Source organism: Algibacter sp. L4_22, from assembly GCF_023473045.1.
Classification (GTDB): domain Bacteria; phylum Bacteroidota; class Bacteroidia; order Flavobacteriales; family Flavobacteriaceae; genus Algibacter.
This window is the reverse complement of record NZ_JAMCOK010000005.1, coordinates 266,259-279,063: the sequence shown is the minus strand read 5'-3', so window position 1 is coordinate 279,063 and position 12,805 is coordinate 266,259. Positions and strand designations below refer to the sequence as shown.

Here is a 12,805-nt window from a genome sequence, read left to right as displayed (position 1 = left end):
GTTTAAAAATTAAAAAAGGCAGCTTAGAAATTCTAAGCTGCCTTTTTTAATACCAAATTACGTTTTCTAAAAACTAAACGCGAACATGGCCGTCTCCAAAAACATAATATTTATTGGTAACGAGTTCTTTAAGACCTAAAGGCCCACGGTGATGCAATTTATCTGTACTAATGGCAAGTTCTGCTCCTACACCAATTTGTCCGCCATCGGTAAACCGAGTAGATGCGTTTTGATATACTACAGCACAATCTACTTGCTCCATAAAAGTTTTTGCAACATCATTATTTGTTGTCATTATAGTAGCAGAATGTCCGCCAGAATATTCGTTTATTTTTTCAATAGCTTCAAAAACAGAATCAACCGATCCAATACAGCATTTCATTTCTAAAAATTCTTGATACCAAATCGAATTATCAGTTATTAACTTTTCATTAGTTAAAATCGATTTCGTTTCGTCGTCAACTAAAACCTCTACACCACTATCTTTTAAAATTTCATTTAAATCTAAAATTCTACCAGCATAATCAGGAAGTTTTTTACTTACTAAAATTTTATCTAAAGCATTACATGCCGAAATTTTCTGAGTCTTAGCATTTAAAATTACTCCAATAGTTTTTTTCCAATCTGCAGCTTCGTCAACATATAAAAAATTATTTCCACGCCCACTAACCAAAACAGCACAGGTAGCATGTTCTTTAACAAACTTAATAAGTTGCTCGCCACCTCTTGGCACAATCAAATCTAACGGCTCGGTAGGGTTTTTCAAAAAAGCTTGAGTTTCTAACCTATTCATAGTTAACATTTGAATATAATCTGTACTTAATCCATTTTCTTCAAGTGCCTTATGCCAAAGCTTAATAATAGCCCTATTGCTATGCACAGCTTCTTTACCTCCTTTAAGCAATATTTTATTATTGGCTTTAAAAGCAAGCACGGTAGCTTCTACAGTAACATCTGGTCTAGACTCGTAAATAATCATAATGGTTCCAAATGGAGCCGTTTTATTCACTACATCTAAACCGTTTTCAAATTCTTTTCTACTGATAATTTTATTTACAGGGTCTTCCTGTTCTCGAACCACTTCTATGGCGGTAATCATGCCGTCGATCTTCTTTTTATTTAAAATTAAGCGATCATACATAGCTTGATCTTCTTGATTAAAAGACGCTATATCTTTTTTATTCGCATTTAATAAAGCCTCTTCGTTTTCCTTTAAAAGAATCTCCATGCTTTTTAAAACACTATTTTTTATTTTTTCTGAAATTAATTTCATTGTATTTTTTATTTTAAAGAGACACTTTTGTGCCTACTGCTTTTCCATCTATAATATCAATAATAGTATTGTCTTTTTTACCATTAGCAATATAAGTTGGAATATTATTGGCAGCCGTTTGTTGTGCATAATCTAGCTTCGACCCCATACCGCCACGGCCTTCTCCTTCGGCTTTAGTGTTTTTTTGAATATACTTATCCAGATCTTCTTCTGGATTCACATTTTTTATTAAATCACTACTCGCTGCTTCTGGATGGCCTGTATAAAGCCCGTCTATATCTGTTAAAATAATAAGCTTATCAGCGTTTATAAGCTGCGCAATTAAACTTGCTAGCTCATCATTATCTGAAAACATAGACATGGTTATCGATACCGCATCATCCTCGTTAGCAATAGGAATTACCCCTTCAGAAAGTAATCCTTCGCAACAATTAATCATATTTTGTCTATGTACGCCTGGACTAAAATCTCGTTTAGTAGGCAGTACTTGAGCACATTTTAATCCATAATCATGAAAAATATCATAATAAAGGCGCATCATTCTGGGTTGCCCGATGGATGAATATACTTGACGTCTTACTGTTTTATCTTTAATTTTAGATTTTCCAATAACTTCTTTTCCGGCAATTGCAGAACCAGAAGACACTAATATCGTCATGATACCACGCTCATAAAGTTCTGCTATTTGTTTTACTAATCGTTGTAAAACCGGTCTTACAATTCTATTATCTTTATTGGTCATTACGTTTGTACCAACCTTAATCACTATTCTTTGTTTACACATTTTTAGTGTTCTTTTCCCATTTCTACAGCACGGCTAAATGCTGCAAAAGCGGCTTCTTTTATTAATTCATTAACATTATTATCTTCCATAGAATCTAACGCTGCACGTGTAGTTCCGCCTTTTGATGCTACTTTATCCATCCAAGAATTTGGTGATAAATTAGATTGATTAAAAAGCTCAATAGCACCTGTAAATGTTTGACTTACCAAAACAGACGAGTCGTTTTTAGAAAACCCCATTTGCAGTGCCGCTTCCATCATACTTTGCATAAAATAGAATACATAGGCTGGTCCGCTACCAGAAATTCCAGTAGAAGCATCAATAAGATTTTCACTAGAAACTCGCATTGATTTCCCGGTGGTATCTAATAAACTTTCCACAGTTAACATTTCTATTCTAGAAACTTCTGGAGACGTTACATAAGATGTTAAACCCTTACCTATTTGCGCTGGCAAATTTGGCATGGCCCGCACTACTTTATCTAAACCTGTTAGTTCTTTTATAGAGGCTATAGTTACACCCGCCATAATAGAGACAATAATTTGTTGTGAGCTTACCAATTTGCTAATGGCTTTAAAAACACCTTCCGCATGGTATGGTTTTACTGCAATAAAAATAATATCTGCTTTTGGTACGCAGTCTTCCAACTCTTTAAATGCGTCAAAATGTGATATTTGGTTAAGCTCCTCCAATTTCTCTTCAGATTTATCCAAAACCATAATATTTCTCTTTTTTAGCAGTCTAGATTTAGACATGCCTTCCGCATAAGTAAGCCCCATGTTTCCTGCTCCAATTACCAGTACTTTCATTTAATATATATTTTATTAATGATTAAAAAATTCGGTTATACAAAAAGAATACAATCTTTATCATCTTTAACTTCACCATAATATGTTTCACGATATTTATGCAACGTTTTTATAGGTAAACCAAATAAGTATTTCTTAATATGAGTAACTTTACTTGTAAGTTCTCCCATTTTAACACTATGTATTTTTTCGTAAGTTGTGTTTCTTTTTACTCGTATAATTTTCATTTGTCTGTGTTTTTTAAAAATAGATTATCTTTCTAATCTCATTTCTATATTTCTTGATTTAAAACCCTGTTTTTCAAATAATTTAATAACAGGATTTTCTTTGTTTATATGTATCGCTATATCGCCTCTACAATATTTTATAGTGTGTGATATTAATTTCTGAGCAATCCCTTCACCTCTACACGACTCTTTTACAGCAATGTAAACTAGTATGTTTTCTGCCAGATATTCATTCATACCTGTTCTATTCACAACTATGGCGCCAAGTATTTCACCTTTATTTTCCATGATGAAAACGTAACCGCCAAGACCTGGAACTTCTTTTGCCGCATACATAATTGATTTTCGAATAGCACTTTTGGTGTCTTTAAATTCACCTGAGTGTTCATACAAAAATTTCGAAATACGGGATATATCATTAATTGATAGCCTCGAAAAGGCATCAAATGTTGTAATATTCATTAAATGATATTATTTATGATTATACCTAGAATTTAGGTAAATAGAAAAAATAATTAACGCAATTAATTATTCACCTACATAGTATAAGTAAATAATAAAAGTGTAAAAAATGTAGTAAGGAGATTGGCTTGATACTAAAGTCCAGGAGGAATAAATTTATCCGACTGAGTTCTAAAAACTAGAAAGTTAAAGTTGAAGATTCTAATATTTCTCTTTTCATGTATACCTTTTACCATGGTGCAAATATAAAAAAACTAAGCCCTAACAGCAAATTTAGCATGTTAAGATAAATACAATTCCCAAAAAAGGCTTGTTTTTATGGTTTATAGTTTTTTAGCCTCTTCCCAAAAAACATCCATTTCGGCAAGCGTCATATCTGCTAAAGGTTTGTTTAATGCTTTTGCTTTGCTTTCCAGATATTGAAAACGTTTAGAAAACTTTTTATTAGTACGTTCTAGAGCATTTTCTGGATTAATATTTTTAAAACGAGCATAGTTTACCAAAGAGAACAAAACATCGCCAAATTCACTTTCCATAGCATCTTGGTCATTTGCTTCTACCTCAACTTTAAACTCGCTGAGTTCCTCCTCTACTTTTTCCCAAACCTGGCCAGGCTCTTCCCAATCGAAACCTACTCCAGCCACTTTTTCTTGAATACGACTGGCTTTTACCAATGCAGGTAAACTTTTTGGAACACCTTCTAAAACACTCGTTTTTCCTTCCTTGAGTTTTAAGTTTTCCCAGTTTCGTTTAACATCTTCCTCATTTTCAACTTTTACATCGCTATAAATATGCGGATGCCTATGTATCAATTTTTCGCAAATAGAATTACAAACATCGGCAATATCAAAATCTTTAGTTTCACTACCTATTTTGGAATAAAACACAATATGTAAAAGCACATCACCTAATTCTTTTTTTACTTCTTCTAAATCCTTATCTAAAATAGCGTCGCCAAGTTCGTAAGTTTCTTCTATGGTTAAATGACGAAGCGTTTCCATGGTTTGCTTTTTATCCCATGGACATTGCGCACGTAGCTCGTCCATTATGGTTAATAAACGATCGAAAGCTTTTAGCTGGTTTGCTCTAGAATTCATAAAAATAAGATTTGGTTCCCGATGTCTCGGAAATAACAATTGCAATAGATACTTTAAAGTGTTTCCTTAAAGGTTAATTAGACTGTAAAAATACTATTTTGAATAATTGCAACAGAGAATAAAATGTTAAGAAATTATGTATTCTATAAAATAGAGAACATAAATAATATTAAGTTTACTACTTAATTAGAAAACTAGTATTGCTTTAATAAAAAAGTAACAAAATAAAAATAGTAAAATTTTTAATAACTATTTTGTTTTCTAAAAAACAATTCTCTTAACAAAAACGAATCAATTTGAATATAAAACACAAACTTATAGCCTTACTTTTTACAAAAAAGACAAAGCTTGAATGCGATAAAGTTTTATCAGTTTACAGTCCATATTACCAAAACCTTTCTAAGGTTAATAAATATAATTTTCAAATACGCACACTTCTTTTTATCCGAACTACAACTTTTAACTCTACCCAAGGATTTGTTGTTAATAATAAGATGAAAATTATTATTTCTAGTGCCTTTGCCCAACTCACATTTGGACTAAAAACAGATACTCTTAAAGTATTCAATAATATATTTATTACGCCCCAACCTTATTCTTATAAAAACAATGCAGCGCTCTTTGATGGTGATGTTAATTTACATACTAAAAAAATAAACATGTCTTGGCCAGCTATAGAAAGGGGTTTTAAAATACCCGATGATGCTTTAAACCTATGCATTCATGAATTTGGGCATTGTTTAATTTTTGAAAATACTTCACGTTCCTATCTATCAAAAATATTTAAAAAGAAGGATTTTAATAATTGGAGAAAACACGCCGAAGTTAAACTTGAAAAAGTAAAATCTAACGACAATAAAGTTTTAAGAGATTATGCTGGAACCAACTTGGTAGAATTATTCTCAGTGTCTTTAGAAACATTTTTTGAACAAGCTGAATATTTTGAAGAAAACGAGCCCTTATTATACTTTAGCACGACCAAACTATTAAAACAAGACCCTAGAAATAAAACAAATCCTATTCTATAGTTAAAAGAGACAAAAAAACACCTAAACTACTTATATTTAACAATTTAATCTTATAATAAATACGATTAATAGAGTGCCCGCAGAACAAATTTTAAAAGCAGTATTGCCTACTGCAGTAAAGGCATCTTTCTCTAGTGGAGGACTAAAAATATTAGCCTTTACTCTTGTAAATTCTAAAATAACATTTGATAGTGAAGAAGTTGATAGTATTGATGAATTTGATGTAACCTCAAACACATTTACGGCTAAACAAGATGGTATTTATACAATTAATGCACAAATAAAAATTAGTTCTCCTAATATATGCCAATACAAATTTTGGATTAAGTATTGAAAAAAACAACGTTTTAATTGCTGAATAAAATTACCTGAGCGTGGCAGTGATAGCTATAAACGTATCTTATCCTTAAAGACGTATTTCTAAAACAATAGGTTTAGCAAAAGATGATACTATACCATTTCTAGCAAGTCTAAATGTTTTAGGTGATAAAGAACATAGTTATTGCTCTATTTATCAAATAAGATAAAACCACTGTTTTATACATTATGAAAGCTTTATTTATTACTTTGATATAGAATTTTTATTTGTTCACATTACAAAAAAAATAATTCCTTCTACCCTATTTTTTTTTATGCATTTATGCTAGACAAAATAAAAATCTATTTGCGTTAATAAAATTAATATTTTAGCTGTGAACCATTATTTTTAAATAAAAATGCAAATTAAATTTCAATATCTATTTATATTCGTTTTATTCCTTATTCAAGTTAACTTCTCTTTTGCGCAAACTAATAAGCCAACAACAGGTCCTGTTTTTGATAATATAGGCCCCGTTTTCTCTGTAGAAAATCTAGACTTACTGCCGGATCCTGCGCAAGATTTAAAAGCAATTTTTGATATTGATAGTAAACAAACCGATGCTAGTAAAATAAATTATATAATAGCCAGTTTACATCGTTATTATAACATGCATGTACGGTATGGTATTCCTAAAGAAAACATACACTTAGCACTTGTTTTGCATGGAGGATCAACAAAAGATGCTCTATCTTCTAATGTTTATAATGAAAAATTTAAAGTAGAAAACCCTAATGAACACTTAATTAAATCACTTTCTGATATTGGTGTTGATGTTTTTGTTTGTGGTCAATCTATGTCTTATAGTGGTTACAATAAAGCCGATTTATTACCAGAAGTTAAAGTTGCATTGTCGGCCATGAGTGTGCTAACGGTATATCAAATGAATAATTTTTCGCTAATTAAATTCTAAAATAGGGTAATACAGCCATTACATTCTGTTTTTAGCCTACTTAAATGCGTTAGGGATTGAACGGCCTGTTTGAGCTCTTTTTGTGTTGTTGCACCTATGCAACACAAAAAAGCGAGTAGTGAAAGCCCGACCCTTTTCGGGTAACGCCCAAATACATATGCTAGAACATTAAGCCTTGTTTGGGCTTCTTTAATTCTATTTTGCTTATTAGTTGCTAGCCGAATTTCATGATTAATAAACTAAAACAGCGAATACACAAAAAATATAATAAAATATCAATTAAAGAAATCGTTATAGTAACAAATATTACATACTAAGTAAAATATTTGACTGAAATTAGCATCTAAATTAGTCATATAGATGAAAAAAATTATAATTATCGGAGGTTTGTCTGCAGGTCCATCTGCAGCAGCAAAAGCAAGACGTGAAAACGAACAAGCTGAAATTCTTTTGTTTGAAAAAGGAGCCAATATTAGTTATGCAACCTGCGGGATGCCATATGCATTTTCAGGTGTTATCGAGAGTAGAGACAATTTAATGGTAGTAAAACCAGAATTACTTCAAAACCGATTTAATATTGATGTCCATTTAAACGAAGAAATTATAAAAATTGACACTCAAAACAAAACAGTTTATTCTCAGACAAACAGTTATACTTATGATACCCTAATTTTTGCCACAGGAGCAAAATCTATTGTGCCTCCAATAGGTAATATAAAATTAGCCAGTAATTGGTCTACTTGCCGCTCTATGATTGATTATGATAAAATCACGAAAGAAGGATTAGCAAGCACATCCAAACATATAACCGTTATTGGGGCAGGTTTAATAGGTGTTGAAGTTGCTGAAAACCTTAAAGAGGCTGGAAAAGAAGTTACTTTAATTGAAGGCGATTCGCATGTTTTAAATATGTGGCAACAAAAATTCGGAATCTTTGCAGGAAACGTATTAGCTTCTAAAGGTATTGAAGTTCTAACATTAAGCTTTGTTTCTAAATTCGATATTGACAAAAACGGAAAAATTAAAGCAGTAGTTACTCAAGCTGGAAAAAGCATTCCAACCGATTTTGTAATCTTAAGTGTGGGTATTAAACCAAATACAGACTTATTACTTGCAGAAGGTGCTGAAGCCATTGATAATGGTGCATTGAAAGTAAATGAATTAATGGAAACATCTATAAAAGATGTATATGCTGCAGGAGACAATGTATCGATTAAAAATTTACAAACAAATGAGTATGATTACTTTCCTTTAGGAACACATTCTAATAAAGCTGGGCGTGCAGCAGGAGCTAATGCAGTAGGTAGAACAATTGAATTTAAAGGCGCTTACAAAACAGCTATAGTAAAAGTATTTGATTATACCTTGGCAAGAACTGGAATGAATGCAAGAGCATTAACTCAAAAAGGTATTCCATTTAAAACCGTTTTAACGGTTGCTGGTTCTACACCAGGTTATTATCCAGGACAAAAGGATTTAATCACAGAGATTTATTACAGCCCTGAAACCGAACAAATATTAGGAGCAGAACTCTTTGGAGAAGTTGGAGTTGACAAACGTGTAGATGTATTGAGTACAGCCATTTATGCTAAATTAAAAATTACAGATTTAGCACAATTAGATTTAGCATATGCACCTCCATTTTCTCCAGCAAAAGACCCTGTGGTAGTTACAAGTTTTGTAGCCGAAAATATTATAAACAATAGAAGTGAACAAATATCTGTAGAGGATTTGGAACTTTTAATGAAAGATAATAATTTAAACGAAGGCTATTTACTAGTAGATTCCAGAACGGCTGAAGAATACGGAAAAGGAACGATTCCTGGAGCCGTAAATTATCCTTTGGATGAATTAAGACAATCTGTAGATTTTATAAAGAGTCTCGATAAAAAAGTTATTGTTTTCTGTCAAAAAGGATTAAGAGGTTATTTAGCCGAATTAATTTTAAGAAATAACGGTGTAACTCATATTGCAAATGTTGCAGGAGGTTTTAAAGTATGGCAAATGTATAGCGACCGTGTTGAAATTCCGGAACCTATATTAGTTAAGAAATAAAAAGCTTTTTTAGATTTTTGGATTAAAAAGACTGCCTAAAAAGGCAGTCTTTTTTTGTTACTTCTTTTATCTTTTCTACGAAGGGAGAAATCCATTTTATAGTAATAATTATTAAAGGATAATCACTAATTTTGTTTATCAAATGAAATTCAATAACAACAATAAACGATACAACGATTACTCATCTTTTATCAAAGAGCAGTTTTCCGAACGCGTTCAAAAAATTTCATTAGATACAGGTTTTACATGTCCTAACAGAGATGGGTCTAAAGGTATAGGAGGTTGTACTTATTGCAATAACAACACCTTTAATCCAAACTATTGCAAACCAGAAAAAAGCATCACACAACAATTAGATGAAGGCATCACATTCTTCTCAAAAAAATATAAAACACAACGCTATTTAGCTTATTTCCAAGCCTACACCAATACTTATGCAGATATTAATTTAGTAAAGCAATTATATAATGAAGCTGTAAATCATCCTAAAGTAATTGGGCTGGTTATTGGTACAAGACCAGATTGTATTAATCCAGATTTAATTGATTTTCTATCTAGTTTATCTAAAGAGTACTTCATTTCATTAGAGTTTGGAGTAGAAAGTACTTTAGACAAAACTTTAAAAGATGTAAACCGTTGCCATAGCTTTCAAGAAACTGTTGATGCATATGAACTTGCAAAAAACAAGGGTTTACATTTAGGAGCACATATGATTATTGGTTTACCAGGAGAAACCAAGGACGATATTTTAAACCATGCCACCAAATTGTCTAAATTGCCAATAAACAGTTTAAAACTGCACCATTTACAGATTGTAAAACATACTATGATGGCGCACCAATTTAAAAAAACTCCAGAAAAATTCAGTTTATATTCTGCGGAAGAGTATATCGATTTAATAACCGATTTTGTAGCCTTGTTGCGACCAGATATTATAATAGAACGTTTTATTAGCGAATCACCAAAGCATTTATTAATTGCACCAAACTGGAATGGCTTAAAGAATTTTGAAATTGTCGCGAAAATTGATAAACAACTAATAGAAAAGAATCTTTGGCAAGGCAAAAACAGGTAGTATTTATTTAATCAAGTCACTTTTTTAGTATTATCCAGTATTTAAATTAAAACTAAATCCCAGCAAACACTTGCGTTAGGGATTGAACGGCATGCTTTGAGCTCTTTTTGTGTTGTTGTACCTATGCAACACAAAAAAGCGAGTAGTGAAAGCCCGACCCTTGTGGTAACGCCCTAACAGATATAATATAAAAGCAAAAAATCCAGCTCGAGAGCCGGATTTTTATATTATTAAAGAACCTACAAGAATTTTATACTGAAAAGAAATTCAGCATACGTCCTTTGCAGGTCTAATTTATTAATTAAGCGTTATTCTCTTTCTTAATTAAGTTAAGAGCAGAACCTTCGTTATACCATGCAATTTGAGCATCGTTATAAGTGTGGTTTAGTTTAATAACATCTTTACTTCCATCGGCATGAACAACTTCTAATGTTAATTGTTTTCCCGGAGCAAATGCGTTTAAATCTGTGAAGTTGAAAGTATCATCTTCTAGAATTAAATCGTAATCGCTTTCATTAGCAAAAGTTAAACCTAACATCCCTTGTTTTTTAAGGTTTGTTTCGTGGATACGAGCGAACGATTTTACAATAACTGCCGCTACTCCTAAGTGTCTTGGCTCCATGGCTGCATGTTCACGAGAAGATCCTTCGCCGTAGTTATGATCGCCAACTACAATTGTTTTTACGCCTGCTGCTTTGTATGCTCTTGCTGTATCTGGAACGCCACCAAATTCTCCTGTTAATTGATTTTTAACAAAGTTAGTTTTTTCTCCAAATGCGTTAACGGCTCCAATTAAACAGTTGTTAGAGATATTATCTAAATGCCCACGGAAACGCAACCATGGTCCTGCCATAGAAATATGATCGGTGGTACATTTGCCTAAGGCTTTTATTAATAATTTAGCGCCATTAATGGTGTTACCTAAAGGTGTGAATGGTGTAAGTAATTGTAAACGCTCCGAATCTTCGGCTACTTTTACTTCTACGTGGCTACCATCTGCTTCTGGAGCAAGGTATCCGTTATCTTTTACTTCGAACCCTTTTGGTGGTAATTCCCATCCTGTTGGCTCATCGAACATCACTTCTTCACCATTCTCGTTAATTAACTTATCGGTTAATGGATTGAAATCTAAACGACCTGCAATAGCAATAGCTGCTGTGATCTCTGGAGAGGCCACAAATGCATGTGTATTTGGGTTTCCATCGGCACGTTTAGCAAAGTTTCGGTTAAACGAGTGTACAATGCTGTTTTTTGGTGCGTTTTTAGGATCGCTATATCTTGCCCATTGTCCAATGCATGGTCCGCAAGCATTTGTAAATATTTTAGCATCTAGTTTTTCAAATATACCTATAATACCATCTCTATCGGCAGTATAACGCACTTGTTCCGATCCTGGGTTAATCCCTAACTCCGATTTCATTTTTAAACCTTTATCTAAGGCTTGCTGTGCTATGGATGATGCACGAGATAAATCTTCGTAAGATGAGTTGGTACAAGACCCTATTAATCCCCATTCTACTTTTAATGGCCACTCGTTAGCTGTTGCTTTCTTGTTCATGTCTTTACCTACTGGTGTAGATAAATCTGGTGTGAAAGGTCCGTTTAATAATGGTCCTAATTCTGATAAGTTAATTTCAATAACTTCGTCGAAATATTGCTCTGGGTTTGCATAAACTTCAGCATCACCAGTTAGATATCCTTTAACTTTATTTGCAGCATCGGCAACATCGTTTCTGTCTGTAGCACGTAAATATCGTTCCATAGACTCATCATAACCAAAAGTAGATGTTGTAGCTCCTATTTCAGCTCCCATGTTACAAATAGTTCCTTTTCCTGTACAAGACATTGAAGTTGCTCCAGGACCAAAATATTCTACAATAGCCCCAGTTCCTCCTTTTGCAGTAAGAATTCCGGCCACTTTTAAAATAACATCTTTTGGTGCTGTCCATCCTGATAATTTACCAGTTAACTTCACACCTATTAATTTAGGGAATTTAAGTTCCCAAGCCATTCCTGCCATAACATCTACAGCATCGGCTCCACCAACTCCAATGGCTACCATTCCTAAACCTCCAGCGTTAACTGTGTGAGAATCGGTACCAATCATCATACCTCCTGGAAAAGCATAATTTTCTAAAACTACTTGGTGAATAATTCCTGCTCCTGGTTTCCAGAAACCTATTCCGTATTTATTAGATACAGATTCTAAAAAATTAAAAACTTCGCTACTTACACTGTTCGCATGTTTTAAATCTGTTGCTGCTCCGTCTTTTGCCTGAATTAAGTGATCGCAATGTACCGTTGTTGGCACAGCTACTGAAGATTTTCCGGCTTGCATAAATTGCAAAAGTGCCATTTGCGCTGTTGCATCTTGGCAAGCAATTCTATCTGGCGCAAAATCTACATAATCCTTACCTCTCGAGAAAGCCTTGGTAGGGTTTCCTTCCCAAAGGTGAGAATATAAAATCTTTTCAGAAAGTGTTAATGGTTTGCCTACAATGCCTCGTGCTTTGTCTACACGCTCTGCCATTTTGGTATAAACCTCCTTAATCATGTCGATGTCAAATGCCATAAAATATTTGTTTTTTTGTTATTTGAATTTTAATTACTACAATGTACAAAATATAGAATTATTATAATCATATTTTCACATTTTGATAACGTTAAATAATTCTAAAATAATATTCACTGTTCTAAATATTTAACTCCAAAAATTAATAAAAT

General features: G+C 32.8%; 12 protein-coding genes. 5 read left to right on the top strand and 7 right to left on the bottom strand.

Annotation, left to right across the window (positions count from 1 at the left end; translation table 11 throughout):
• Nucleotides 1-73 precede the first annotated feature (73 nt).
• From M4I23_RS14625 to mazG, 6 genes are all read right to left on the bottom strand, one after another.
• The gene (locus M4I23_RS14625; protein WP_249754916.1) at nucleotides 74-1,273 is read right to left on the bottom strand and encodes a glutamate-5-semialdehyde dehydrogenase; all 1,200 of its coding nucleotides are present in this window, start codon (nucleotides 1,271-1,273) and stop codon (nucleotides 74-76) included.
• Nucleotides 1,274-1,286: 13 nt separating this feature from the next.
• The gene (proB, locus tag M4I23_RS14620) at nucleotides 1,287-2,057 is read right to left on the bottom strand and encodes a glutamate 5-kinase (RefSeq protein WP_158848678.1); all 771 of its coding nucleotides are present in this window, start codon (nucleotides 2,055-2,057) and stop codon (nucleotides 1,287-1,289) included.
• A gap of 2 nt (nucleotides 2,058-2,059) precedes the next feature.
• Nucleotides 2,060-2,866 (bottom strand): pyrroline-5-carboxylate reductase, encoded by an 807-nt coding sequence (gene proC, locus M4I23_RS14615; RefSeq protein WP_158848676.1) that lies wholly within the window; start codon nucleotides 2,864-2,866, stop codon nucleotides 2,060-2,062.
• Between the two features lie 35 nt (nucleotides 2,867-2,901).
• Nucleotides 2,902-3,093 carry a hypothetical protein gene (locus M4I23_RS14610; protein WP_158848674.1) on the bottom strand — a complete coding sequence of 64 codons (192 nt, stop codon included), beginning with the start codon at nucleotides 3,091-3,093 and terminating at the stop codon, nucleotides 2,902-2,904.
• A gap of 24 nt (nucleotides 3,094-3,117) precedes the next feature.
• A complete protein-coding gene (locus tag M4I23_RS14605) occupies nucleotides 3,118-3,555 on the bottom strand; it encodes a GNAT family N-acetyltransferase (protein ID WP_249754915.1) in 438 nt (145 codons plus the stop codon).
• Nucleotides 3,556-3,878: 323 nt separating this feature from the next.
• Nucleotides 3,879-4,652, bottom strand: a complete 774-nt coding sequence (gene mazG, locus M4I23_RS14600) for a nucleoside triphosphate pyrophosphohydrolase (protein WP_158848670.1) — start codon at nucleotides 4,650-4,652, stop codon at nucleotides 3,879-3,881.
• 296 nt (nucleotides 4,653-4,948) lie between these two features.
• Between mazG and M4I23_RS14595 the strand changes: the two genes are divergently transcribed.
• From M4I23_RS14595 to M4I23_RS14575, 5 genes are all read left to right on the top strand, one after another.
• Nucleotides 4,949-5,680: a zinc-dependent peptidase gene (locus tag M4I23_RS14595; RefSeq protein ID WP_262922292.1), complete on the top strand. Its 732-nt coding sequence runs from the start codon at nucleotides 4,949-4,951 to the stop codon at nucleotides 5,678-5,680.
• Nucleotides 5,681-5,753: 73 nt separating this feature from the next.
• Entirely contained in the window at nucleotides 5,754-6,014 is a 261-nt protein-coding gene (locus M4I23_RS14590; protein WP_249754914.1) for a hypothetical protein, read from the top strand.
• A gap of 382 nt (nucleotides 6,015-6,396) precedes the next feature.
• Entirely contained in the window at nucleotides 6,397-6,951 is a 555-nt protein-coding gene (locus tag M4I23_RS14585; RefSeq protein WP_249754913.1) for a DsrE family protein, read from the top strand.
• A gap of 360 nt (nucleotides 6,952-7,311) precedes the next feature.
• Entirely contained in the window at nucleotides 7,312-9,006 is a 1,695-nt protein-coding gene (locus M4I23_RS14580) for an FAD-dependent oxidoreductase (protein WP_249754912.1), read from the top strand.
• Nucleotides 9,007-9,148: 142 nt separating this feature from the next.
• Nucleotides 9,149-10,081 (top strand): TIGR01212 family radical SAM protein, encoded by a 933-nt coding sequence (locus tag M4I23_RS14575; protein ID WP_249754911.1) that lies wholly within the window; start codon nucleotides 9,149-9,151, stop codon nucleotides 10,079-10,081.
• A 301-nt stretch (nucleotides 10,082-10,382) separates the two neighbouring features.
• Here M4I23_RS14575 and M4I23_RS14570 read toward each other — a convergent pair whose 3' ends face one another.
• Entirely contained in the window at nucleotides 10,383-12,653 is a 2,271-nt protein-coding gene (locus M4I23_RS14570; RefSeq protein WP_158848660.1) for an aconitate hydratase, read from the bottom strand.
• Between the last annotated feature and the right edge of the window lie 152 nt (nucleotides 12,654-12,805).